This window comes from Pseudomonas sp. FW300-N2F2 (assembly GCF_017351655.1).
In the GTDB taxonomy this organism is placed as follows: Bacteria; Pseudomonadota; Gammaproteobacteria; order Pseudomonadales; family Pseudomonadaceae; genus Aquipseudomonas; species Aquipseudomonas fluorescens_AA.
Window position 1 is genome coordinate 685,607 of sequence record NZ_JACNDQ010000004.1, and the last position, 25,681, is coordinate 711,287.

At 62.7% G+C, this 25,681-nt stretch carries 19 protein-coding genes; 6 read left to right on the forward strand and 13 right to left on the reverse strand.

The annotated features are described in order from the left end of the window. The first annotated feature begins 67 nt into the window (after positions 1–67). Genes J4E63_RS29765 through J4E63_RS29775 form a run of 3 tightly spaced genes read left to right on the forward strand, consistent with a single transcriptional unit; the run spans position 68 to position 3,038 of the window. Entirely contained in the window at positions 68–2,191 is a 2,124-nt protein-coding gene (locus J4E63_RS29765; RefSeq protein ID WP_207284106.1) for a bifunctional diguanylate cyclase/phosphodiesterase, read from the forward strand. A 42-nt stretch (positions 2,192–2,233) separates the two neighbouring features. Beyond that, a complete protein-coding gene (locus J4E63_RS29770; RefSeq protein ID WP_092202844.1) occupies positions 2,234–2,737 on the forward strand; it encodes a M48 family metallopeptidase in 504 nt (167 codons plus the stop codon). A 4-nt stretch (positions 2,738–2,741) separates the two neighbouring features. After that, positions 2,742–3,038, forward strand: coding sequence for a helix-turn-helix domain-containing protein (locus J4E63_RS29775; RefSeq protein WP_092175162.1), 297 nt, complete (start codon positions 2,742–2,744; stop codon positions 3,036–3,038). Positions 3,039–3,164: 126 nt separating this feature from the next. Here J4E63_RS29775 and J4E63_RS29780 read toward each other — a convergent pair whose 3' ends face one another. Beyond that, positions 3,165–3,617 carry a GNAT family N-acetyltransferase gene (locus tag J4E63_RS29780; protein ID WP_060740258.1) on the reverse strand — a complete coding sequence of 151 codons (453 nt, stop codon included), beginning with the start codon at positions 3,615–3,617 and terminating at the stop codon, positions 3,165–3,167. Between the two features lie 259 nt (positions 3,618–3,876). Between J4E63_RS29780 and J4E63_RS29785 the strand changes: the two genes are divergently transcribed. Further along, on the forward strand, positions 3,877–4,614 hold the full coding sequence (locus J4E63_RS29785; protein WP_207284107.1) for an ABC transporter substrate-binding protein: 738 nt from the start codon (positions 3,877–3,879) through the stop codon (positions 4,612–4,614). Positions 4,615–4,749: 135 nt separating this feature from the next. Here J4E63_RS29785 and yccS read toward each other — a convergent pair whose 3' ends face one another. From yccS to J4E63_RS29845, 12 genes are all read right to left on the reverse strand, one after another. Beyond that, positions 4,750–6,933, reverse strand: coding sequence for a YccS family putative transporter (gene yccS, locus J4E63_RS29790; protein ID WP_207284108.1), 2,184 nt, complete (start codon positions 6,931–6,933; stop codon positions 4,750–4,752). A 279-nt stretch (positions 6,934–7,212) separates the two neighbouring features. Continuing rightward, positions 7,213–8,391 (reverse strand): NAD(P)/FAD-dependent oxidoreductase, encoded by a 1,179-nt coding sequence (locus J4E63_RS29795; RefSeq protein ID WP_207284109.1) that lies wholly within the window; start codon positions 8,389–8,391, stop codon positions 7,213–7,215. A 194-nt stretch (positions 8,392–8,585) separates the two neighbouring features. Then, positions 8,586–9,923, reverse strand: a complete 1,338-nt coding sequence (dbpA, locus tag J4E63_RS29800) for an ATP-dependent RNA helicase DbpA (protein WP_237140825.1) — start codon at positions 9,921–9,923, stop codon at positions 8,586–8,588. A gap of 313 nt (positions 9,924–10,236) precedes the next feature. Further along, on the reverse strand, positions 10,237–11,664 hold the full coding sequence (gene mdtD, locus J4E63_RS29805; RefSeq protein WP_060740262.1) for a multidrug transporter subunit MdtD: 1,428 nt from the start codon (positions 11,662–11,664) through the stop codon (positions 10,237–10,239). Between the two features lie 182 nt (positions 11,665–11,846). Further along, positions 11,847–13,184: a TldD/PmbA family protein gene (locus J4E63_RS29810; protein ID WP_207284110.1), complete on the reverse strand. Its 1,338-nt coding sequence runs from the start codon at positions 13,182–13,184 to the stop codon at positions 11,847–11,849. After that, positions 13,184–14,626, reverse strand: coding sequence for a TldD/PmbA family protein (locus J4E63_RS29815; RefSeq protein WP_207284111.1), 1,443 nt, complete (start codon positions 14,624–14,626; stop codon positions 13,184–13,186). Before J4E63_RS29815 ends, J4E63_RS29810 begins: the two co-directional genes overlap by 1 nt. Positions 14,627–14,861: 235 nt before the next feature. Continuing rightward, complete coding sequence (betA, locus tag J4E63_RS29820; protein ID WP_207284112.1) at positions 14,862–16,565, reverse strand: choline dehydrogenase; 1,704 nt, start codon at positions 16,563–16,565, stop codon at positions 14,862–14,864. Between the two features lie 147 nt (positions 16,566–16,712). Then, positions 16,713–18,185: a betaine-aldehyde dehydrogenase gene (gene betB / locus J4E63_RS29825; RefSeq protein ID WP_207284113.1), complete on the reverse strand. Its 1,473-nt coding sequence runs from the start codon at positions 18,183–18,185 to the stop codon at positions 16,713–16,715. 79 nt (positions 18,186–18,264) lie between these two features. After that, complete coding sequence (gene betI, locus J4E63_RS29830) at positions 18,265–18,885, reverse strand: transcriptional regulator BetI (RefSeq protein WP_060740267.1); 621 nt, start codon at positions 18,883–18,885, stop codon at positions 18,265–18,267. A gap of 312 nt (positions 18,886–19,197) precedes the next feature. After that, on the reverse strand, positions 19,198–20,376 hold the full coding sequence (choV, locus tag J4E63_RS29835; protein ID WP_192262739.1) for a choline ABC transporter ATP-binding protein: 1,179 nt from the start codon (positions 20,374–20,376) through the stop codon (positions 19,198–19,200). Further along, positions 20,373–21,218 carry a choline ABC transporter permease subunit gene (choW, locus tag J4E63_RS29840; protein ID WP_060740269.1) on the reverse strand — a complete coding sequence of 282 codons (846 nt, stop codon included), beginning with the start codon at positions 21,216–21,218 and terminating at the stop codon, positions 20,373–20,375. Before choW ends, choV begins: the two co-directional genes overlap by 4 nt. A 71-nt stretch (positions 21,219–21,289) precedes the next feature. Continuing rightward, positions 21,290–22,237, reverse strand: a complete 948-nt coding sequence (locus J4E63_RS29845; protein WP_072405846.1) for a choline ABC transporter substrate-binding protein — start codon at positions 22,235–22,237, stop codon at positions 21,290–21,292. A gap of 425 nt (positions 22,238–22,662) precedes the next feature. On the opposite strand from J4E63_RS29845, the gene J4E63_RS29850 reads away from it, so the two are divergent. After that, the gene (locus J4E63_RS29850) at positions 22,663–24,039 is read left to right on the forward strand and encodes an L-serine ammonia-lyase (RefSeq protein ID WP_192262743.1); all 1,377 of its coding nucleotides are present in this window, start codon (positions 22,663–22,665) and stop codon (positions 24,037–24,039) included. A 531-nt stretch (positions 24,040–24,570) separates the two neighbouring features. Next, complete coding sequence (locus J4E63_RS29855) at positions 24,571–25,674, forward strand: GlxA family transcriptional regulator (RefSeq protein ID WP_060740272.1); 1,104 nt, start codon at positions 24,571–24,573, stop codon at positions 25,672–25,674. Positions 25,675–25,681 lie beyond the last annotated feature (7 nt).

Genomic DNA, 25,681 nt, shown 5'->3' on the forward strand with positions numbered 1-25,681 from the left:
GTGAGGGGACAGTATTTGTCCGCTTTGCTACGTAAAAACGGACGTGGCGCCCGATAAGAGAAGCAGCATGGAATGCGCGCAACCAACGCTCGGCGAAGACAGCTCTGTCCTTTTGATTGTTGATGATTACCCTGAAAACCTGCTCAGCATGAGGGCCTTGTTGCAGCGGCAGGATTGGCGGGTGATGACCGCGTCCTCGGGGGTCGAGGCGCTTAACCTGCTGCTCGAACACGACGTCGACCTGGTGCTGCTGGATGTGCAGATGCCCGACATGGACGGTTTCGAAGTGGCGCGCTTGATGCGCGGGAGCCAGCGCACGCGGCTCACGCCGATCATTTTCCTGACCGCCAACGAGCAATCCCAGGACGCGGTCATCAAGGGCTACGCCAGTGGCGCCGTGGACTACCTGTTCAAGCCCTTCGATCCGCAAATCCTCAAGCCCAAGGTCCAGGCATTGCTCGAGCACCAGCGCAATCGCCGGGCCTTGCAGCGCCTGAGCCAGGATCTCGAAGCGGCCAGGGCCTTCAACGCCTCGGTGCTGGACAACGCCGCCGAAGGCATCCTGGTGGTGGATGAGAATGGGTGTATCCGCTTCGCCAACCCGTCGACCTGCCGTTTGCTCAATGCCACCGCCGACCAGTTGCAGGGGATGCCGTTCCTGGATTTCCTGCAGAAACCCCATATTCCCGAGTGGGTCGGTTCCGATATCCATAACGCCTATCGGCGTGGTGAAACCTGGCGACTGCATGACGCGGTGCTGCGCACGGCACCCGGCCAGCAGGTGTCGGTGGCCTTGTCCTGTGCGCCGCTGCCCTCGGAGCAGAAGGCGATGGTGGTAACGCTCCAGGACATGTCCGTGGTTCGCCACTTGCACCAGCAGCTCGAATACCAGGCCGTCACGGACCCGCTGACCGGCTTGCTCAACCGCCGGGGCTTCTACCAGACCGCGGAAAACCTGTTGATGCGCAGCGAGCGGCTGGAAAGCAACTGGGTGCTGCTGTACCTGGACCTCGATGGTTTCAAGCGGGTCAATGACTCGCTGGGGCACGACGCTGGGGACCGGGTCTTGCGCTGGGTGTCGGAGCAGCTGAAGGCGTGCCTGCGTCCCTTCGATATCCTTGCGCGGCTGGGCGGTGACGAGTTCACGGCCCTGCTGGACCTGGAGTTTCCCGAGCAGGCGGCGAAGATCGCGGAGAAACTCATCGAACGCGTCGCGATCTGCCAGCAGATCGAAGGCATGGACGTGGCGCTCGGCGCCAGCATCGGCATCGCGACGTACCCGGACTGTGGCGCCAACCTCGATGGCTTGCTACGGGCCTCCGATATCGCGATGTACGAAGCCAAGCGTGCCGGTCGCCAGCAATACCGTTTCTACGACCATGAAATGAACGGTCGAGCCCGTTCACGGCTGATGCTGGAAGAGAGCGTGCGCTCGGCCATCGAGAACCGCGATTTCAATATGGTCTACCAGCCGCAGGTGAGCATCGTCGACGGGCGGATCCGTGGGTTCGAGGCGCTGTTGCGCTGGCAGCATCCGAGTGTCGGCGATGTGCCGCCGGGCCTGTTCCTGCCGTTGCTGGAAGAGGCGCGATTGATCAGTCGGCTGGGCAGTTGGATTTATCATCGCAGCGCGGCCCAGCGCAAAGTCTGGGAGCGTTTGTTCGCTGACGACCTGGTGTTGGGGGTAAGCCTGAGCAGCACTCAGTTCGGCATGCCGAATCTGGTGACCGAGTTGCGCCAGGTCCTGGAGCGCCACGCCTTGAAGCCTCGGCAGTTGGAGGTCGAGGTGACCGAGGATGCGCTGATGCGCAATCCCGATGAAACCCAAAAGCAGTTGCGGTTGCTGCGCCAGCTCGGGGTGCGGGTGGCGTTGGATGACTTCGGGTCGGGCCCGTGTTCGCTGACGCATCTGCGTGACCTTGAACTCGATACCCTCAAGCTGGATCGGCACTTGATCGCCCGTCTGCCAGGGTCGCCCCGGGATGCCGCGTTGGCTGCCTCGGTCATCGACCTCTGTACGCAGTTGGGCTTGCGGGTCATCGCCGAAGGGGTGGAAACCCGCGAGCAGTATCTGTGGCTACATGCCCACGGCTGTGAGTTCGTGCAGGGGTTCCTGGTGGCGCGTCCGTTGATGGCCGAAGACACCGATGTCTTCGCCACGCCCTTCGACTGGAGCGCGGTGCAGGCCTGAATTCGCTACACTGGCGGCCTCTTGTGACAGTGTTGCCTGCCGATGACCGCGCTCAAATACCTCCAGGCCTACCCCGCCGCCTTGCAAGCCCAAGTGCAGCAATTGATCGCCCAGGATCGCCTGGGCGATTACCTGCAACAGCGCTACCCGGGTCGGCATCCGATCCAGAGTGACAAGGCCTTGTACGGTTATGCGCTGGACCTCAAGCAGCAATACCTGCGTAACGCGCCGGCCATCGACAAGGTGTTGTTCGACAATCGCCTGGACCTGACCCACCGCGCCCTCGGCCTGCACACCGCGGTGTCGCGGGTGCAGGGCGGCAAGCTCAAGGCCAAGAAAGAAATCCGCATCGCGGCGCTGTTCAAGGACGCGGCGCCCGAGTTCCTGAAGATGATCGTGGTGCACGAGTTGGCCCACTTCAAGGAGTCGGACCACAACAAGGCCTTCTACCAACTCTGTGAACACATGCTGCCGGGCTATCACCAACTGGAATTCGACCTGCGGGTGTACCTGACCTGGCGTGACCTGCAACCTCACAAGGACTGACCGAATGGACGTGAGCAAGACCAAGACCAGTTTCTACCGTCGCCTGTACGTGGCTTACCTGATCGACAGCGGCCTGGCGAGCAACGTCCCGGCGCTCACTGAAGTCACCGGCATGCCGCGACGCACTGCCCAGGACACGGTCGCGGCGCTGGCGGACCTGGATATTGTGTGTGAGTTCGAACAAGAGGAGGGCGCTCGCAACCACGCCGGGCGTTATCGGATTCGCGACTGGGGTGCGATTGACCGGGGGTGGATCGAGGCGAATCTGCCGCGGATCAAGGCGGTGCTCGAGTATCCCTGATTGTAGGGTGGTGTTTGGGCTGGCCCTATCGCGAGCAAGCTCGCTCCCACATCGATCTTCGGTGAACAGGCGATTGATGTACGACATGGATCCACTGTGGGAGCGAGCTTGCTCGCGATGCCGTCATCAAGGTCGATGCATGCCAATGTGTGGAATCCCATCCTCCAGGTATTCCACCCCCACCACTTCAAACCCGTACCGCCCGTAGTACCCCTGCAAATGCGCCTGGGCCGACAATGAGATCGATGTGCCGGGCCAATGTTTCTCGGCCTGCTTGAGCGCTTGCTCCATCAGCGTGTGGCCTAACCCCTGGCCGCGCGCCTGGGGGGCGATGATCACGCGCCCGATCACTACGTCGCTGTTCTGCGAGTGCGGGTCGAGCAAGCGCAGGTAGGCCACCAAGTGGTTGTCGTGCCAGGCCATCAGGTGGCAGGTGTCGCCCTCCAGGTCCAGCCCGTCGACGTCCGGGTAGGCGCAGTTCTGCTCGACGACGAACACGTCGGAGCGCAATTTGAGGATGGCATACAGCTGTTCCTTGCTCAGGTCACTGTGATGTTTGCAGACCCACTCGATATCCATTTTTGAATTTCCTGAAGAACCTGCTGCCGATATTAAGCGTGGTTGGCTCGGAAGTCTCTTGCTCGCGCGACCGGAAAATCTGTGACAAAGACCAAAATGCCATCATTCCTTTGTCGCGGTGCTGTCGTCTTTGTGTAATCTTCGTGACAGCCCTGCGCAGCGGTTCCAATGAGCTAATGTTAGGACCGGGTGTCTGAGGATGCCTGTTGAGTTTCGGCTAAAAACAAACCGGGCTTTGAACCCGTCAAGGACGCTTGGCATGCCGCGATTGCATCGAACTCTTGCATTGATCGGGTTGCTGTTGCTGAGCTACGAGGCTTGCGCGCAGAAGTTGCGCCTGGTCGCCGATGCCTGGCCGCCCTTTACCGATTCCACCTTGATCAATGGCGGCCTGGCGACCGATATCGTCAGCACCGCCCTGGCGCGGGCCGGCTATGCCACGGACTTCGAACAGGTGCCCTGGGCCCGGGCGATGCTGGGCATCGGCGAGGGCCGCTATGACGTGCTGATCAACGCCTGGTACAGCGAGGAGCGCACCCATATCGGCCGGTTCTCGGCCGAATACCTGATCAACCGCGTGCGCTTCATCAAGCGCAAGGACGAGGCGATCCAGTTCGACAGCCTGCAACAGCTGCGTGCCTATCCCATCGCTGTCGTGCGCGGTTATGCCTATTCCAAGGACTTCGATGAAGACCCGCAAATGCAGAAAGTCCCGGTGCATAACTTCGCCATGGCGGTGCGCATGCTGGCTGCCGACCGCGTGAAGTTGACCCTGGAAGACGAGTTCGTCGCCCGCTATTACCTGGCCCGCGAATCGCCCAAGGTGCGCAGCGCCGTGGAGTTCCTGCCCAAGCCCTTGAGCGAAAACAGCCTGCACATCCTGGTCAGCCTGAAGAACCCGGAGCATGAGCAGATCGTGGCCGGGTTCGATCGGGAGATCGCGGCGATGAAGGCGGATGGGAGTTATGCGCGGCTGTTGAAGGCGCATGGGATGTAAGGTGTCTGGGCTGGCCTCATCGCGAGCGAGCTCGCTCCCACAGTGGATCGCTGGTGTGCACAGACTTTGTGTTACAGCAGATTCAATGTGGGAGCGAGCTTGCTCGCGATGAGGTCCGCTTGGACACCACACCCCTCAAGCCTCGCCAGTGTCCTTGATCAAATGCGCCGCCAGCGTGCGCAATGGCCCCAACTGTCGACAGATCAACCCCAGTTGCGTCTGCACCAGGCGCTGGCCTTCGTCGATTTCATCGGGCATCTGCTCAAGCTCGCTGGCCAGGGCTTCCTCTTCGTCGCTCTGGATCGCAATCGGTTGTTTGCTCGCCAGGCCCTGGGCGATTTCGTCGATGCTCGCTGCCAGTCTCACCCCGGCACCGTCGATCAACTGTTCGCGCACTTCCGTCGGCAGTTCGGTGCCCCGGTGGGCGCCCAGGCCGGACAAGTAACTGAGCAGGGTGTGGGACAGCACCAGGAAGCGGAACCCCACATCGGCTTCCTTGCGGAAATGCCCAGGCTCCATCAGCATGTTGGCCAGCGTGGTGGACAGCGCGGCATCGGCGTTGTGGGCGTTGCGTCGGGCCAGGCGGTAGGCCAGGTCGTCACTTTTGCCTGCTGCGTATTGCTGCATGATCTGGCGCAGGTAAATGCTGTTGCAGGTCAGCGTGTTGGCCAGCACTTTGTTCAGCCGCCGACCTTGCCAGTCGGGCAGGAACAGGAATACCGCCAGCCCGGCGATCAGGCTGCCGAGCAAGGTATCGAACAGCCGCGGCAGCAGCAGACCATAGCCGTCGCCCACCTGGTTGAAGCAGAACAGCACCATGATGGTGATCCCCGCCGTCGCCAGGGTGTAGCGGGTGGTGCGGTTGGTAAAGAACACCACCCCGGCGGCAATGGCGAAGCACGATTGCACCAGCGGGTTGGGGAACAGATCGAACAGCGCCCAGGCCACCGTCAGGCCGATGGCGGTGCCGATGATCCGCTGGCCGAGCTTGCGGCGGGTGGCGCCGTAGTTGGGTTGGCACACGAACAGCGTGGTGAGGATGATCCAATAGCCCTGGGACGGGTGGATCATGTGCACCACGGCGTAACCCACGCTCAAAGCCAGGGGCAAGCGCAGGGCATGCCGGAACAGCAGCGAGGTGGGCGTGAGCTGGGTGCGCAAGCGCAGCCAGACATCCTTGAGGTTGCGCGGCGAGCGGTCCAGCAGGCTGCTGTCGGTGGCGTCGGCCAGGGCGTCGGGGTTGCTCGCGTCGCTGAGCAGGCGGTCCATGGTGCCCAGGTTCACCGACAGGGCTCGCAACGAACGCAGCAAGCCGCGCCAGGCCGGGTTGCTCTGGATGCGCAGGTGCTCAAGGGACGCGTGGAGGTCGTTGAGGGCGTCGGCGAAGGTGTCGTCGTAGACGAACGGCTGGCGCAGTTGTATCGACTCGGCCAGCGCCTGGCAGGCCTTGCCTTGCTGGCGCAGCAGGCGCTGGCAGCGGAACAGCACGTCACTGTGGAAGAAGGCCTCGGCCAGGGCGTTGTAGGGATAGTGGGAGGAACTGGCGCGTTCGTGGATGTCCTGGGCCAGGAAGTACAGCTTCAGGTAGCGACTGACCTTCGAGCCCGGCCGGCCGTTGCCCACGCGGTGCAGGATGATTTCCTTCGCGCTGTTGAGTGCGGCGACCACCCGGCCATTCTGCTGGGCCAGTTCCAGGCGGCGGGCCTCGACGTCGAGTTGGCGGATCGGCTCGAGGAGCGACGATTTGAGTTTGAGGTAGCGTCCCAACTCGCGAAACAGCCGCGCCAGGCTTTGCTGCACCGGTTGGTTGGAAAACAGCGCCTGCCACAGCACCGAAAGCAGGCCGTACCACGTGGCGCCGGCCACTAGCAGCAGCGGCTCATGCCAGAAATCGGTGACCGCACCGCCGCGTTGGTCCACGCCGATCATGGTGTAGACCGAAAGGATCAGGGTGGCCGAGGCAATCGCGCCATAACGTTCGCCCAGGGCGCCGAGCATGGTCAGGCCGAAGCTCGCCAGGGCCAGGGCGATGATGAACAGGACGGGGTAGGGGAACAGCAACTCCACCGACAGCGCCGCGACGGTGAAACACACCAGGGTCACGGCCAGCGCATTGAGACGGCCCTGCCAACTGTCATCGGTCTCGGCCAGGGCACTGGCGATGATGCCCAGGAACAGGGGAATCAGCAGGGCCATTTCGTCCAGGTACCAGCACAGCCCCATGCTACCGGTCAGGGCGATGAAGACCCGCACGCTATAACTGAACTTATCCAACGCCCAAAGGCGACGCAAAGACTGGCTAAACGAGTTCGATGACATGAAGTGCACGGGCCTGACGGGCAATGACGCTAAATTGAGGCAGTAATGACGCCGACGCAATGGCGGCGATCACATCTGACAGCAAAAAGTGTTCCGGGAGCCGCCTGAGGCCCCTTTACCTGTGGCGAGGGAGCTTGCTCCCGCTCGACTGCGCAGCAGTCGCAAAACAGGCACCGCACGCTGCCTGAATAAACTCTGCGCATCAAAGGAAGGGGCTGTTTCGCAGCCCAGCGGGAGCAAGCTCCCTCGCCACAAAAGCAGGTTCAACCCAGGTTGGGATCAGACGTACTGCGCCGCCGCATACCCCGATGCCCACGCCCACTGGAAATTGAACCCGCCCAGGTGCCCGGTGACGTCCAGCACTTCGCCGATGAAGTACAGGCCAGGGCTTTTCAACGATTCCATGGTCTTGGACGAGACTTCCCGGGTGTCGACGCCGCCGAGGGTGACTTCGGCGGTGCGGTAGCCTTCGGTACCGGCGGGGACGACGTTCCAGCTCGCCAGTTTCTCGGCGATGTCCGCCAGCTCCCCGTGGGTGTACTGCTTCATGGGTTTGGAGACGAACCAGGTGTCGGCCAGCAGGTTGGCCATCTTCTTGGTGAACAGCTCGCCCAGCAGGGTCTTGAGTTCGCTGTTGGGGCGTTCGGCCTGTTGCTGTTGCAGCCATTGCGGCACGTCGTGGTCGGGCAGCAGGTTGATCTGCACCGTGTCCCCCGGTTCCCAGAACGAGGAAATCTGCAGGATCGCCGGCCCGCTCAGGCCGCGATGGGTGAACAGGATGTTCTCGCGAAAACTCTGGTCGTTGCAGCTCACCAGGCAATCCACCGAGGTGCCCGACAGCTCGGTGCACAGCGTCTTGAGCTGATCGGTGATGGTGAACGGCACCAGCCCGGCGCGGGTCGGCAGCAGCGCATGGCCAAACTGTTTCGCCACCTGATAACCGAAGCCGGTCGCCCCGAGGGTCGGGATCGACAGCCCACCCGTGGCGATCACCAGGGATTGGCAGGCGAGGGCGCCAAGGGTGGTTTGCAGCAGGTAGCCGCCGTCGGTTTTTTCGATCTGGGTGATCGACGTGTCGAGGTGCAGGCTGACGCCGGCCTGGTCGCATTCATCCAGCAGCAGGCCGAGGATGTCGCTGGACTTGTTATCGCAGAACAACTGGCCGAGCTTTTTCTCGTGATAGGGCACGCCGTGCTTGGCCACCAGCGCGATGAAGTCCCACTGGGTGTAGCGGGCCAGGGCCGATTTGCAGAAGTGCGGGTTCTGCGACAGGAAGTTGCCCGGCTCGGTGTACATGTTGGTGAAATTGCAGCGCCCACCGCCCGACATGAGGATTTTCTTGCCGGCCTTGTTGGCGTGATCCAGCAGCATCACCTGCCGCCCGCGCGCGGCCGCGGTCAGCGCACACATCAACCCTGCGGCGCCAGCGCCAATGATCACGACTTCGGTAGAGCGCAAAACGGTGTCCTCTGAATGTCTGGGGTCTGGCAGGAGTTTGCTCTTGTGGCGAGGGAGCTTGCTCCCGCTGGGCTGCGCAGCAGCCCTGAAAGCGATGAACGCGATGCTTCAGACAGTTCGCGTTCGTTGGTTTTGCGACCGCTTGGCGCTCGAGCGGGAGCAAGCTCCCTCGCCACAGGGTGAATCAACAGCGGTCAGAGGATCCGCACCCGCAACGAGCGGCCCTTGATCTTGCCATCGTTCAGGCGTTGCAGGGCCTGTTTGGCGATGCCGCGTTCCACGGCCACGTAGGCCTGGAAATCGAAGATCGCGATCTTGCCGACCTGGGCGCCGGGGATGCCGGCCTCGCCGGTCAGGGCGCCGAGGATGTCGCCGGGGCGGACCTTGTCTTTACGCCCGGCGCCGATGCACAGGGTGCTCATGGCCGGCAACAGCGGGCCGCCGCCCTGGGGCTTGAGGTTGTCCAGTTGGTCCCAGCTCAGGGGCGATTTCTGCAGTTGCTCGATGGCCTGGGCGCGATGGGCTTCGGACGGCGCCACCAGGCTGATGGCGATGCCTTTCTCACCGGCGCGACCGGTGCGGCCGACGCGGTGGATGTGAATTTCCGAGTCCCGGGCCAGTTCGACGTTGATCACCATGTCCAGGGCATCGATGTCCAGGCCGCGGGCCGCCACGTCAGTAGCCACCAGCACCGAGGTACTGCGGTTGGCGAACATCGCCAGCACCTGGTCGCGGTCGCGCTGTTCCAGGTCGCCGTGCAGGCCAACGGCAGAAATGCCCTTGGCGCTCAGGTGGTCGACGGTTTCCTGGACTTGCTGCTTGGTGAAGCAGAACGCCACGCAGGAGGCCGGGCGGAAATGCGCCAGCACCTTGACCACCGCGTCCATGCGCTCCTCGGGGGAAATCTCATAGAAGCGTTGCTCGATCTGCGCGTCGGAGTGAAACGCCTCGGCCTTCACTTGCTGCGGATTGCGCATGAACTTGGACGACAGTTGCTTGATGCCCACCGGGTAGGTGGCGGAGAACAGCAGCGTCTGGCGGCGTTCCGGGGTCTGCTGGATGATGTCTTCGATGGCGTCGTAGAAGCCCATGTCGAGCATGCGGTCGGCTTCGTCGAGGATCAGCGTATTGAGACCATCGAGCACCAGCGAACCCTTGCGCAGGTGTTGCTGGATACGCCCTGGCGTGCCGACGATGATGTGGGCGCCGTGTTCGAGGGAAGCGATCTGCGGGCCGAAGGACACGCCGCCGCACAGGGTCAGGACCTTGATGTTGTCTTCGGCGCGGGCCAGGCGACGGATTTCCTTGGCGACCTGGTCAGCCAGCTCGCGGGTGGGGCACATCACCAGTGCCTGGCAGCCGAAGAAGCGTGGGTTGATCGGGTTCAGCAGGCCGATGCCGAAGGCGGCGGTCTTGCCGCTGCCGGTCTTGGCCTGGGCGATCAGGTCCATGCCCTTGAGGATCACCGGCAAGCTTTGCGCCTGGATCGGCGTCATCTGGGCATAACCGAGTGATTCGAGGTTAGCCAGCATGGCGGCGGACAGCGGCAAAGTATTAAAAGCGGTGGCAATGGTGGTCACGGGACTGGCCTGCAAAACAAAATGTCGCGCAGTGTAGCAGCCTCGTGCCACTTTCTTCGAAAGTTCTGGACGAGCGTGGCGTGGCCCCTGTGGCGAGGGAGCTTGCTCCCGCTCGGCTGCGCAGCAGTCGTAATCCAGGCGACGCGATATTCAGGTACACCGTGTTGACCGATTTTGGGGGCGCTTCGCACCCCAGCGGGAGCAAGCTCCCTCGCCACAAGAGCCAACATCTCCCCCGGTTCAGACAGCGTTCCAAGCGCCTGGGTTAATGCTCGATATGCTCATCGGGACGCTTCTGCCGCCGGCCATCCTGCTTGGACAACTGGGAAAAAATCGTCGCCGCCAGCATCGCCATGATCCCCACCGTCACGAAGGTCAGCTGGAACGCGCCCAGCACCGTCTCCACCCCGTCGTTGCCCACCTGGGCGGTAAAGCCGCCGAGCAGGGCGCCGGCGCAGGCCACGCCGAGGCTCAGGGACAGTTGCGCCACCACCGACAACAGGCTGTTGCCGCTGCTGGCGCTGGCGTCGTCCAGGTCGATCAGGGTCACGGTGTTCATCGCGGTGAATTGCAGCGAGTTGATCGCCCCCAGCACCGCCAGTTGCGCCAGCAGCAGCCAGTACGGCGTCTGTTCGCTGACCAGGCCCATGCTCGCCAGCATCACACCCAGGGCCACGGTATTGCCGGTCAGGACGATGCGATAGCCCAGGCGTTCGATCAGCGGTCGGGCCACGGACTTGGCGACCATGGCCGCTGCCGCCAGGGGCAGCATGCTCATGCCGGCCTGGGACGGTGAATAGCCGAGGGCGACTTGCAGCAGCAACGGCACCAGGAACGGCAATGCGCCGCTGCCCAGGCGCGCGAACAGGTTGCCGAGGATGCCCACCGCGAAGGTGCGGGTCTTGAACAGCGACGGCGGGAACAGCGCGTTCTCGACATGGCCTGCCCGCAGCCAATAGGCCGCCAGGCAGGCCATGCCGCCGAACAGCAACAGCATCACCCGCAGGTGCGGCAGGTGCAGTTCGCCCAGGCCCTCCATGGCGACGGTGATCAGCACCATCGCCGCGCCGAACAGCAGGAACCCCAGGCCATCGAACCGGGTGCGCTCGCTGCCGCGCAGGTCGGGGATGAATTTCCACACCGCGTAACAGCCGATCACGCCCACCGGCAGGTTGATGATGAAGATCCAGTGCCAGGTCAGGTACTCGACCATCCAGCCGCCCATGGTCGGCCCGATCAGTGGGCCGAGCAGGCCGGGGATGGTGATGAAGCCCATGATCCGCACCAGTTCCGAGCGCGGATAAGCCCGCAGCACCACCAGCCTGCCCACCGGCAGCATCAGCGCACCGCCCAGGCCCTGGATGACCCGGGCGCCGATCAGCATGCTCAACGAATTGGACAGGGCGCACAGCAGCGAGCCGAAGCTGAACAGCAGGATCGCCCCGAAGAAGATCTTCTTGGTGCCGAAGCGGTCGGCGATCCAGCCCGAGGCCGGGATCAGCAACGCCACGGTGAGCATGTAGGCAATGATCACGCCCTGCATGCGCAGCGGGTTTTCCGCCAGGTCGCTGGCCATGGCGGGCAGGGCGGTGTTGAGGATGGTCCCGTCCAGGGACTGCATGAAGAAGGCGATCGCCACCACCCACGGAAGCCAGCGGGCGGTGACGGCGTCGAGCGGTGCGCGGTTGGGCATGGGACCTCTTGTATGGCGTGTTGATCAGGAACAGGTGTCGCTGTTGTGGCGAGGGAGCTTGCTCCCGCTGGGTTGCGAAGCAACCCTGAAACCAGGCACCGCGGTGTTTCAGATGCGTTGGGTCAGCAGGGTTTTGCGACTGCTGTGCAGTCGAGCGGGAGCAAGCTCCCTCGCCACGGTTATTACAGCGTTAAGGTCAACCGCTTCACCAGTGCCCCCGGCAACAACATCGAGGCCGTGGCTCGCTGGCTGTAGGTGCTGGCCGAGAGCAGAAGTTCCCGCTCTTGGGTCAGGCTTTCCAGTTGTGAGCCGAGCAGGCTGTAGACACTGTCGTCGAAACGCATGGTGCTGACCGGCGCGACGATCTGGCCGTTCTCGACCCAGAACGTGGCGAAGCGGGTCATGCCGGTCAGGCGCGCCGCCGGTTGGTCCGAGTAGTTCAGGTACCAGAGGTTGCTGATGTACAGCCCGGTGCCGAGTTCTTCGAGGATGTGTTTTTGCTCCAGTTGTCCGCCCCGCATGTCCAGCGCCGTAGGGTATTCGTAGCTGCTGGCGCCGTTGGCCGCGAGGCCATATTCGGCGGCGCTGCGGGAGTTGACCAGTCGCGCATTGGCCGTGCCCTTGGCGATCAGCCCCAAGTCATCGCGGGGATAACCTTCGTCGGAAAATGCCGGGCTCAAGGAGCCGCTGACCTGCTCCGCCAGCCACACGTTGGGGCTGAAGTGGGCTTCGCCAGCGTAGAACTTCTGCAGCGGGCTTTGCTTGCTGGCGATTGCACGGGCCGAGAACCCGCCCCAACTGAGCATGCCCATGATCTCTTCCAGAGCGGCCGGCGCCAGGTAGGCGCGATATTCGCCGGGCGGCAACGTGCGCAGCGGGCGGCCGAGGAATTCCAGTTGCTCGCGGGCCTGTTCGAAGCGCCGGGCAAATCCGTCGCTGCTCCATTCATGTCCGGCGTAGCTGGCTTTCACCGCCTGGCCATTGTCATGGAACAGGCTGAAATCGAAGTTGAAGCTGTTGGCCTGATGCCAGCCGAACGCCCCCGAAGAGCTGGCGAAACCACGGCTGATGGGCCCGGCGGCGTAGAACCCCACCAGGTCCAGGCCTTCGGCGGCGCGGGTGATTTCGGTAACGGCCTGTTCCGTCTCGGGCAATGGATGGGCCTGCACATTGTTGCTCTGCCAGTGGTCGGGGTTGAGCAGCAGGTACGGATCGCGGGGCAGCAACGGCAAGGTTTCGCGCAGTTGTCGCAGGCCTTCGGCCAAACGCTGCAAATCCGTCTCGGCTTCGCCGGACAAGGTGATCTGCAAATCGGCGTGGCGCCCGTCGTCGATCAGTTTGAAACTGACATTGGCTTGCTGCACCTGGCCGGCCTGGCGGACCTTGCCATGGTTGAAACGGACGAAGGCCGAAGACTCGGCGGCGTAGCCGAGGGTGAACTGTTCGGATTCATGCAACGTATCGCGCAGCCAGTCGACCAACGCCTTGAATGCCTCGGCCTGATTGTTGAAAGTGCTCATCAGGCATCCCCCCCAAACACATCGACGTTGCTGAACACGCAGGCTGGCGACGCATGGCCGACGCGGATGACCTGGTTCGGTTCGCCCTTGCCACAGTTCGGCGTGCCCAGGACCTGGAAGGTGCTGGCATCGCCCACCGCGCGCAGGCTCTTCCAGAACTGCGCGGAAATGCCCCGGTAGTTGGGGTTCTTCACCACGCCCTTGAGCTCGCCGTCCTCGATCAACTGGCCCCACTCGCAGCCGAACTGGAATTTGTTGCGGGCGTCGTCGATGGACCAGGAGCGGTTGGTGCGCATCAGCACACCCCGTTCGGTGCCCTGGATCAATTGCGCCAGGGACTGGTCGCCGGGTTCGATGTTCAGGTTCGCCATGCGGTCGATGGGTGGCCGATTCCAGCCGCAGGCGCGGCTGTTGGCGACACCGTCGAGGCCGGCGCGGAACTGCGACAGCGCGCCACCCAGTGGCCGCAGCAACAGGCCTTCGCGAATCAGGAACTGTTTGCTGGCGGCGCTGCCGTCGTCGTCGTGGCTGTAGCTGGCCAGTTCTTCGGGAATGTTCGGGTCGAAGGTCACGTTCAGCAGGCGGGAGCCGTATTGCAGGTGGCCGAAATCGCTGGCCTTGACGAAGCTGGTGCCGGCGTAATTGCGCTCGTCCCCCAGGATGCGGTCCAGTTCCAGCGGATGGCCGATGGACTCGTGGATCTGCAACATCATCTGGTCGGGCATCAGCAGCAGGTCGCGGGGGCCTTGCGGCGTGTTCGGCGCCATCAGCAACTGCAGGGCCTGGTCGGCGATTTTCGGCCCGGCCCCGATCAGGCCGCAGCGGCTGATCACATCGAAGCCGCCCTGCTGGCCGAAGTTTTCCCGGCCCAGGGTGCGGGTCTGGCTGTCGTGGCCGTCGAAGGCGGTGACTTCCAGGGCCGGGTAGATGAAGCGTTGGGCCTGGCGCAGTTCAGCGCCGGCACTGTTGAGGTAGATCTGCTCGACCTGGGTCAGGCCGATGCTGGCCTGCCAGTTCACCAGGCGCTCGTCCTGGGGCACCGCAGCCGATTCGTCGCCGAGCAACTGGTAGCAGTCGCTCAGGGGTGGGAAGGCCTGGTCGAAATGCGGCGAGAAGTAATCGGCGCGGTCACTGGACACGGCTTGTTCGCGCAGGTCGAGCAAGGCATGGGGCTTGAGCTGGCGAGCATGTTGTTCGGCACGTTCCAGTGCCGCTTGCAGACCGGCCTGGGACAGGTCGTTGGTGGCGGCATACGCCTCGACACCGTTGACCCGCGCGGTGAGCATCGCACCTTCATCACGGTTCAGGCTGGGCGGTTCGGCGACGTTCTTGCGCACCGACAAATGCTGGCCGGATTCGCGCACGTAACGCAGGGAAAAGAATTCAGCGCCCGTGCGCAAGGCAGCGAAACGCTCCTTGAGCCGGGGGTGGAAGTCGAACATGGAACCTCCTTGTCTGGAGCGAGGGTGCGGCGCATTGCGGTGATTTGACGCGGCGGCTCTAGATTAGGCCTGGGGTGGGGGTGGGATCAAGGTAGAAGGGAATACTGAGGTTGTCAGGGCGGACGCTTTCGCGAGCAAGCTCGCTCCCACATTGGATCTTCGGCGACCACGGAATCCGTGCCGGCCATCGTGCCCTTTGTGGGAGCGGGCTTGCTCGCGATGGCTGTCCTGAGCCTTACTGAGCCATCGGCCCCACTTCGCGCAGTGGCTTGCCGCGCACCGGCGCTTCGCCGGCCACGTAGTACGGGGCGGTGCTGCGTGGCAGGGGCTTGCGGCCGCGGATCTTGTCGGCGATTTTCTCGGCGATCATGATCGTCGGCGCGTTCAGGTTGCCGGTGGTGATGATCGGCATGATCGAGGCATCCACCACGCGCAGCCCTTGCATGCCATGCACGCGGCCTTCGCCGTCCACCACGGCCATGTCGTCGGTGCCCATCTTGCACGAGCAGGACGGGTGGAACGCGGTTTCGGCGTGTTCGCGGATGAACTGGTCCAGTTGCGCGTCCGTCTGCACCTCGATGCCCGGACTGATCTCGCGACCCCGGAACGGGTCGAGTGCTGGTTGCTGCATGATCTCGCGGGTCAGGCGGATGCCGTCGCGAAACTCCTGCCAGTCCTGTTCGGTCGCCATGTAGTTGAACAGGATGCTCGGGTGCTGGCGCGGGTCCTTGGACTTGGCCTGGATCCGGCCGCGGCTTGGCGAGCGCATGGAGCCCATGTGCGCCTGGAAACCGTGTTCCTTCACGCCGTTGCTGCCGTTGTAGTTAATCGCCACCGGCAGGAAGTGATACTGGATGTTCGGCCAATCGAAATCCGGACGGGTGCGGATGAAGCCGCCGGCCTCGAACTGGTTGCTGGCGCCGATACCGGTGCCGTTGAACAGCCATTCGGCACCGATGGCCGGCTGGTTGTACCAGAGCAGCGACGGGTACAGCGAGACCGGTTGGGTGCAGGCGTATTGCAGGTACAGCTCCAGGTGGTCCTGCAGGTTCTCACCGACCCCCGGCAGGTCATGGACCACCGGGATGTCGAGGCTTTCCAGCAATTGGGCCGGGCCGACGCCGGAGCGTTGCAGGATCTGTGGCGAGGCGATGGCGCCGGAGCACAGCAGCACTTCCTTGCGTGCCCGGGCTTCGACACGCTCTTCAGCGGCGCCCACCAGGTAACGCACGCCGACCGCACGCTTGCCTTCGAACAGGATTTTGTCGGTCAGGGCGTGGGTGACGATGGTCAGGGTCGAGCGCTTCTTGGCGATGTCCAGGTAGCCGCGCGCGGTGCTGGCCCGACGGCCGTTGGGCGTGACGGTACGGTCCATCGGGCCGAAACCTTCCTGCTGGTAGCCGTTGAGGTCTTCGGTACGCGGGTAACCGGCCTGCACGCCGGCTTCGACCATGGCGTGGAACAATGGGTTGTTGCCGGCCTTGGGGGTGGTCACGCTGACCGGGCCGTCGCCGCCGTGGTAGTCGTTCGGGCCGATGTCCCGGGTCTCGGCTTTTCTGAAGTAGGGCAGGCAGTCCAGGTACGTCCAGTCTTGTAGGCCAGGCAGTTTTGCCCAGTTGTCATAGTCCAGGGCGTTGCCGCGGATGTAGCACATGCCGTTGATCAGCGAAGAGCCGCCCAGGCCCTTGCCGCGACCGCATTCCATGCGGCGGCCGTTCATGTGCGGCTCCGGGTCGGTTTCGTAGGCCCAGTTGTAGCGTCGGCCTTGCAGCGGGAACGCCAGGGCGGCAGGCATTTGCGTGCGAAAGTCCAGGCGATAGTCCGGGCCGCCGGCTTCGAGCAGCAGGACGGTGACGCCCTCGTCTTCGGTCAGGCGGGTGGCCAGGGTGTTACCGGCCGAGCCGGCACCGATGATGATGTAATCGAATTCTTGGGACATGAAATGCACCCTCTTTTTGAATTGGGTTCAGGTCAGGCCTGGCGAGTGCTTCGCACTCAATCGCGAGCAAGCTCGCTCCCACATTGGAATGGGAGCTCCTGTGGGAGCGAGCTTGCTCGCGATGGCGGCCGCAGAGGCAACGCCGGCTTAGAACACTGACGCGTAATCGCCCAGTTCGACCTGTACCGATTTGATTCGCGTGAAGTTGTTCAGCGAACTGATGCCGTTCTCCCGGCCTACGCCCGATTGCTTGTAGCCGCCGACCGGCATCTTGGCGTCGGACTCGCCCCAGGCGTTGATCCAACAGATACCGGCTTCCAACTGGTGGATGATGCGGTGGGCGCGGTTCAGGTCGCGGGTCACGACGCCAGCGGCCAGGCCGAAGTCGGTGTCGTTGGCGCGGCGGATCACTTCTTCTTCGGTGTCATAGGTGAGGATGCTCATCACCGGGCCGAAGATTTCTTCACGCACGATGGTCATCTCATCGGTGCAGTCGGTGAACACGGTCGGGGCGACGAACGCGCCCTTGGCGAATTCGCCTTCAGTCAGGCGACCGCCGCCGCACAGCAGGCGCGCGCCTTCGGCTTTGCCTTTCTCGATGTAGCCCAGCACGCTTTCCATGTGGGCGAAGCTCACCAGCGGGCCGAAATTGGTGTTTTCATCCTCTGGGTTGCCAACGCGGATGCGCGCCACGCGCTCGGCGATCTTGGCTTCGAAGGCGGTCTTGAGGTGGCTCGGTACAAACACGCGGGTGCCGTTGGTGCAGACCTGGCCGGAGCTGTAGAAGTTGGCCATCATCGCGGTGTCGGCAGCGCGATCCAGGTCGGCATCGTCGCAGATGATCAGCGGCGACTTGCCACCCAGTTCCATGGTCACGTCCTTGAGCGAAGAACTCGAAGCGCTGGCCATGACTTTCTTGCCAGTGTCGGTGCCGCCGGTGAAGGAGACTTTTTCGATGCGCGGGTGCTCGGTCAGCCAGGTGCCGACTTCACGGCCGCTGCCGGTCAATACGTTGAAGACGCCTGGCGGAACGCCGGCTTCGGTGTAGATCTCGGCCAGTTTCAAGGTGGTGAGCGAGGTGACTTCGCTCGGCTTGAAGATCATCGCGTTGCCAGCCGCCAGGGCCGGTGCGGATTTCCACAGGGCGATCTGGATCGGGTAGTTCCACGCGCCGATACCGGCCACTACGCCCAGGGGCTCGCGGCGGGTGTAGACGAAAGACGTGTCGCGCAACGGGATCTGCTCGCCTTCGATGGCGGGCACCAGGCCGGCATAGTATTCCAGCACGTCGGCGCCGGTGACGATGTCGACGTAGCGGGTTTCGGAGTAGGCCTTGCCGGTGTCCAGGGTTTCCAGGGCGGCCAGTTCATCGTTGCGCTCGCGCAGGATGTCCACGGCGCGGCGCAGGATGCGCGAACGCTGCATGGCGGTCATGGCCGCCCAGACTTTCTGGCCCTTTTCGGCGCTGACCACGGCGCGCTCGACGTCCTCGAACGTTGCGCGCTGCACCAGGGCGAGTACTTCACCGTTGGCCGGGTTGATGGCTTCGAAAGTGGCGTCGCCGCTGGCATCGCTGTACGCGCCATCGATGTAGAGTTTTTGCAGTTCGAAACGGGCCATAAAGTCCTCGCAAGTGCATGAGTGGTTGGCTGGCCACCGAGCGTGTCGTTTATAGCTGACTACGCGCTGCGGTGGGGGTTCAGGAGTCGAGCGGTTCTGTGTGCTCTGGCGCCCCTGCCTTGGCCAGTTGGAAGTCCATGTATTCGTAAGCGATCTGGTGCGCCTGGGCGGTATCGAACGCGTCTCCCGACAGCGCTCCGCGCAGCCACAAACCGTCAATCAACGCGGCCAGGCCCCGTGCCGCGCTGCGTGCCTGATCAACGGGCAACAGGCGGCGGAACTGGCAGCACAGGTTGGAATACAGACGGTGATCGTTGATCCGCTGCAACCTGTGCAAAGACGGGTGGTGCATGCTGGTGGCCCAGAAGGCCAGCCAGGTTTTCATTGCCGGGCCATTGACCTGGCTGGCGTCGAAGTTGCCTTCGATGATCACCTTGAGGTGAGCCCGCGGGCTCGAATCCTCCAGCGCATGACGGCGCGCGGTGACGTTCTCGCTCAGGACAGTCATCAGGTACTGGGCCGTGGCCGCGATCAGGCCGTTCTTGTCCTGAAAGTAGTGACTGATGATGCCGTTGGAGACACCGGCCAAACGGGCGATCAGCGCAATGCTGGCGTCCCCCATCCCGACCTGATCGACCGCTTGCAGCGTGGCTTCGATCAATTGCTGACGGCGGATGGGTTGCATACCGACCTTGGGCATCTAGCACATCTCCTTAGGCCTGCAGGCGGACGAGTGCAGTCCGTCATGGCGAGGGCCAGTCTATTTTGTTTTGATTGAACGTTCAATCAACAAAAACAAAGTTCTATGACAAGTCGTCGCTGCTTGTCGGGATTTCCACGTGCAAAGGGCGCTTGAAGGCACATGGGAAACCCGCCACGCAGGGGCGAGGACTTTTTCGGGATGTCTTTATAACACTCGTCGGTCGGTTGCCGAGCAAACGGTTGTGGCAAGGCTGAATGTCTGTACAAACAAAAACGCCGCGATCATCTCGCGGCGTTTGTGTGCGTGGGCTCAGCCCAGGTTCTTGCCGAGCAGTGCGTGGTACAGCTCGCTGTCGCCCAGGATCCCGACGACTTTCTGGTTATCGTGGAGCACCAGTTTGTTGCCGGTCTGGTAGCGGATCTGCAACGCGTCGCGCATGCCGATGTTGGAGTCCACCAGGGTCGGACGCCGGCCCAGCTCTTCCACCGATTGGCCCGGTGCCCAGTTTTGCAGGTCCAGGACTGCGCCGTTCTGCCGGGCGCCCTTGATGGTGTTGCCTTCGGCCAGGTCGAGCCAGGAGTCGCCGCCCGGATCCAGGCAGACCGAACCGTTGATGCGCTTGCAGTTGTCCAGGGTGCGCATCAGGCTGCGACCGCAGAGCACGTTGAGTGGGTTGGTGTGGGCGACGAAGGTGCGCACATAGTCGTCCGCCGGGTTCAGCACGATCTCTTCCGGCTTGCTGTACTGGATGATCTTGCCGTCTTTCATGATGGCGATCCGCGTGCCCAGCTTCAGGGCTTCGTCCAGGTCATGGCTGACGAACACGATGGTCTTTTGCAGTTTGCGTTGCAGTTCCAACAGTTCGTCCTGCAAACCCTGGCGGATCAGCGGGTCGAGGGCCGAGAACGGTTCATCCATCAGCAGGATGTCGGCGTCCATCGCCAGGGCGCGGGCCAGGCCGACCCGTTGCTGCATACCGCCGGACAGCTCGTCGGGCTTCTTGTTGCGCCACTGGGTCAGGCCCACCAGCTCGAGTTTTTCATCCACCAGCTTGCGCCGTTCCTTCTCCGGACGGCCCTGCATTTCCAGGCCGAAGCTGATGTTTTCGCGCACCGTCAGCCAAGGCATCAGGGCGAACTTCTGGAACACCATGGCGATGCGCTTGGTGCGCATCATCTTCAGTTCGGCGGGGGTGCAGGAAGCGATGTCGATCTGCCGGCCTTCATGCTCGACGAACAACTTGCCACGACTGACGGTGTTCAAGCCGTTGATGCAGCGCAGCAGGCTGGATTTGCCTGAGCCGGAAAGGCCCATCAAGACGCAGATCTCACCCTTCTCGATGGATAGGCTGGCTTTTTCCACGCCGACGATCAGGCCGGTCTGCTGCAGGATCTCGGGGCGCGAAAAACCCTTGTCCAGCAGGTCCAGCGCGGCCTTGGGGCGGTTGGAGAAAATAACATCGACGTCTTCGAAACGAATGATGCTCATGCGTCACCCCCTACTTTAGCGTCGGGTTGTTTGCAGATTCGGTCGAGCATGATCGCCAGCAGGACGATCGCCAGGCCGGCTTCGAAGCCCAGGGCGATATCGGCGGTGTTCAGTGCGTTGACCACGGGTTTGCCCAGGCCATCGGCACCCACCAGCGCGGCGATCACTACCATCGACAACGACAGCATGATGCACTGGGTGATACCGGCCGCGATGCTTGGCATCGCATGGGGCAGTTCAATGCGCGACAGGAGTTGGCGACGGGAGCAGCCGAAGGCTTTGCCGGCGTCCATGAGTTCGTCCGGAACGTCGCGGATGCCCAGGTAGGTCAGGCGGATGGGCGCGGCAATCGCGAACACCACCGTGGAGATCAGGCCCGGGACCACACCCAGACCGAAAAGGGTCAGGGTAGGAATGAGGTAGACGAAGGTCGGTACGGTCTGCATCAGATCGAGTACCGGACGCATCATTGTGTAGAACATCGGCTTGTGCGCAGCAACAATGCCTAGCGGCACGCCGATCAGCACACAGACCAGGGTCGCGAACAGCACCTGGGCCAGGGTTTCCATGGTCTCTTGCCAGTAACCCAGGTTGAGAATCAGCAGGAAGGACGCGATGACGAATACGGTCAGGCCCCATTTGCGCTGGATGAAGTGCGCCAATAGCGCGATGAGGCCGATCAGGGCCAGGGGGTTGAACCAGGTCAGCGCAAACGTCACGCCGTGAATCATCGTTTCCAGAAACAGCGCGATTGCGTCGAATGTGCTGGCGCCGTTTTGCGTCAACCATTCGACAAAGCCCGCGATGTACTGGCCCAAAGGTATTTTCTGATCAATAAGCATGGTAGTGAACGTCCGCATGCAAGGGAATAAACAGCCCGGGCGAGCGAACTCGCCCGGCATAACATAAGCAGTTATTGCGCAAGTTTGGCTTTCACGGCTTCCAGGCCAGGTTTACCGTCAATGGTGGTCACGCCAGCGAGCCAGGTATCGAGTACCTGTGGGTTTTTCTTCAGCCAGGCCTTGGCGGCAGCCTCAGGTTTCATCTTGTCGTCGAGCACGTTGCCCATCAGCGTGCTTTCCATGTCGACGGTGAACTCCAGGTTTTTCAACAGTTGTCCAACGTTGCTGCATTCCTGGCTGTAGCCCTTGCGGGTGTTGGTCGCCACGGTAGCGGCACCGAAGTCGGGGCCGAAGAAGTCGTCGCCGCCGGTCAGGTACTGGATCTTGAAACGCGTGTTCATCGGGTGTGGCGCCCAGCCGAGGAACACCACGTCGGTGCCACGCTTGGAGGCGCGGTCGACCTGCGAGAGCATGCCCGCTTCACTCGACTCGACGACTTTGAAGCCGGCGTCCTTCAGGCCGAAGGCGTTCTTTTCGATCATGCTCTGGATCAGGCGGTTGCCGTCGTTGCCCGGTTCGATGCCGTAGATCTTGCCGTCCAGCTCTTTCTTGAATTTGGGGATGTCGGCGAAGTCATGCAGACCTTTGTCGTACAAGGCCTGGGGCACGGCGAGGGTGTATTTGGCGCCCTTGAGGTTGGTGCGCACGGTTTCCACGGTGCCGGCTTCGCGGTAGGCCTTGATGTCGTTTTCCATGGTCGGCATCCAGTTGCCGAGGAATACATCCATGTTCTTGCCATCGGCCAGGGACTTGTAGGTCACCGGCACGGAAATCATGGTGGTCTTGGTCTTGTAGCCCAGCGCGTCCAGCACCACGCTGGTGGTCGCCGTGGTCACGGTAATGTCGGTCCAGCCGACATCGGAGAAGTTGACGGTGCTGCACTTTTCGGGTTCTGCAGCGTTGGCCAGCATCGGAAGACTCAGCATGGCGGCCAACAACAACGGCTTGGAACCTTTCATGGGTGGACTCCTGGTGTTTTATCGGCGGTGTCCGGTCAGGACAACCACGCTTAATTGGATGTTGCGGTTGGTGGCGCGTGGGCACTCTCTGACACGCGGCCTTGCAAACGAGCCGTAACCGATCATGTACCAGTGCAAATCTGACGCCTACAGGGTGAGTCGTATCCAGTACAGGGATGGTCGCATCCAGTGTCGGTGACGTCGTTTACAGATTTTTTCCGCCCCTGACGGGCCTCTGACACGCAGAAAAACGCCGCAGAACCGGGGTCAGGGACAGGCGGCGCTGGTGGGCATGATTGCGTCGGTGTCAGACGTCGGGCGCCAAGGTAAAAGCCGGATGATGCGGCCATCCCGGCGTTGAGCGTAGCAGCTCCGTCACCGGACGCTCCTGCGCCCGGATGTGCCTGTTCTGGAGGTTATCGGCAATGGCAATCAGCGTTTTCGACTTGTTCAAAATCGGTATCGGCCCGTCCAGTTCCCACACCGTGGGCCCCATGCGTGCCGCGGCGCTGTTCGTTGAAGCGCTGAAGGCAAAGGCCCTGCTCAATGATGTGCGCCGGGTCGAGGTGCAATTGTTCGGTTCGCTGTCGGCCACCGGCATCGGCCACGGCAGCGACAACGCCGTGATCATGGGCCTGATGGGGGAGTGGCCGGACGCGATCGACCCGTCGCAGATCGGCCCGCGTATCGAGCTGCTGCGTGAAACCCAGACCCTTCTGCTCGACGGTCGCCTGCCGGTGCCGTTCGTATGGTCCCGGGACATGCGCCTGATCGACGAGAACCTGCCGTTCCATCCCAACGCGATGACGCTGGTAGCCGAGGGCGCCGACGGCGAGCTGCACCGTGACACTTATTACTCGGTGGGCGGTGGCTTTGTCGTCGATCAGGCCCAGGCCTCCAGCGGCGTGGTGGATCTGGACAGCACTGAGCTGCCTTACGATTTCTCCAGTGCCGAAGAGTTGCTTGAGCTGTGCCGTACCCACAACTTGCGGGTAGCCGAGTTGATGCTGGCCAACGAAAAGGTCTGGCGGTCCGAAGAAGAGATCCGCAGTGGCCTGATGAAACTGTGGCGGGCCATGCAGGATTGCGTCGAGCAGGGCCTCAAGCACGAAGGCATCCTGCCGGGCGGTTTGAATGTGCGCCGGCGGGCGGCCAAGTTGCACCGCAGCCTGCAAGAGCTGAACAAGCCCAATGTCATCGGCTCGACTCTCAGCGCCATGGAGTGGGTCAACCTGTTCGCCCTGGCGGTCAACGAGGAGAACGCGGCCGGCGGGCGCATGGTCACGGCGCCGACCAACGGTGCGGCGGGGATCATCCCGGCGGTGCTGCACTACTTCATGAAGTTCAGCGAAGCGGTCACCGACGCCAACGTCGTGGATTATTTCCTCGCTGCGGCGGCCATCGGGATCCTGTGCAAAAAGAACGCATCGATCTCCGGCGCCGAAGTCGGTTGCCAGGGCGAGGTGGGATCGGCTTGTGCCATGGCGGCGGCGGGCCTGGCGGAAATCCTCGGGGCCACGCCGGAGCAACTGTGCAACGCGGCGGAAATCGGCCTGGAACACAACCTCGGCCTGACCTGCGACCCGGTGGGCGGCCTGGTGCAGGTGCCGTGCATCGAGCGCAACGCGATCGCCGCGGTCAAGGCCATCAACGCCGCACAAATGGCCCTGCGCGGGGATGGCCAGCATTTCATCTCCCTGGACCGGGTGATCCGCACCATGCGTGATACCGGTGCCGACATGCATGACAAATATAAAGAGACCTCGCGCGGCGGCTTGGCGGTCAGTGCGGTGGAGTGCTGAAGCACGCATTGCCGGGGCTCCCTGTGGCGAGGGAGCTTGCTCCCGCTGGGTTGCGAAGCAACCCCAAGGCCTGATCTCGCGGTAGCAAACTCCCTCGCCACGGGTTGTTCTTAAAATCGCTCACAAAATGCACACCCATCCTGAAACACGCCACCTTTTAGCGCGTCGCAAACAGACAAGACGCCCGTTGTCGGGCCAACCGCTCAATCGTGCTCGACCGTCCGTCACCCGCACCTGTGGTGCTACTCCTTGCGCTAGCCGCGCAGCCCAGTTCCCACAAGTGCTACCGAACTGCTCACAGCCTTCTGTGATCGGTACCTGCAGCCATTGACGGCACCTAAAACCCGGACTCGATGCACGCCTTATATAGACAGGCCGCGATGTCGTTTTCAGGATTTATTGAACACACATTCAATTTTAGGCATGGCAATTGCTCTATCCCGATAAAGCCCTGTCTCGCGCAAGAGAACGTGGCAATAACAAGAGCCTCCGCCTGAGGCCATCACCCGCTTTGTGTGAGGAGATACCGCGATGACGACGTCCAACTCCGGGGCCCAACCCCAGAACCGTGCGCCTCAATCCATCGGCTTTTTGCTGCTGGACAATTTCACGCTGATTTCCCTGGCGTCCGCGGTGGAACCGCTACGCATGGCCAACCAGCTATCCGGTCGCGAGCTGTATCGCTGGACCACTCTCACCGTCGATGGTGGCCAGGTCTGGGCCAGCGACGGTTTGCAGATCACCCCCGACGCCTCCATGCACAAGGCGCCGCCCCTGGACACCGTCATCGTCTGTGGGGGCATTGGCATCCAGCGCACCGTGACCCGTGAACACGTGTCGTGGTTGCAGAGCCAGGCCCGCCAGTCCCGTCGCCTCGGCGCGGTCTGCACCGGCAGCTGGGCCCTGGCCTGCGCCGGCCTGTTGGATGGTTTCGATTGCAGTGTGCACTGGGAATGCCTGGCGGCGATGCAGGAAGCGTTCCCGCGGGTATCGATGAGCACCCGCCTGTTCACCCTCGACCGCAACCGCTTCACCAGCTCCGGTGGCACCGCGCCGCTGGACATGATGCTGCACCTGATCAGTCGCGATCACGGTCGCGAGCTGTCGGCGGCGATCTCTGAAATGTTTGTCTACGAGCGTATCCGCAACGAGCAGGATCACCAGCGTGTGCCGCTCAAGCACATGCTTGGCACCAACCAGCCGAAGTTGCAGGAAATCGTGGCGTTGATGGAAGCCAACCTCGAAGAGCCGATCGACCTGGACGAGCTGGCGGTGTACGTCGCCGTGTCCCGGCGTCAGCTGGAGCGGTTGTTCCAGAAATACCTGCACTGCTCACCGTCGCGCTACTACCTCAAGCTGCGGCTCATTCGTGCGCGGCAACTGCTCAAGCAGACGCCGATGTCGATCATCGAGGTGGCCTCGGTGTGCGGCTTCGTTTCCACCCCGCACTTCTCCAAGTGCTACCGCGAATACTTCGGCATTCCGCCGCGGGACGAGCGCGTCGGTTCCAACACCACGCAACAGGTGGCGATGATGCCGCTGCCGCAGGCGTTGGTGCTGTCGCCATTGTCCGGGCCGCTGTCGGCGCTGAGCCAGGCGCGTAATGAATCGACGTTTGCCAGTGTGAGGCTCTAAGACCTCT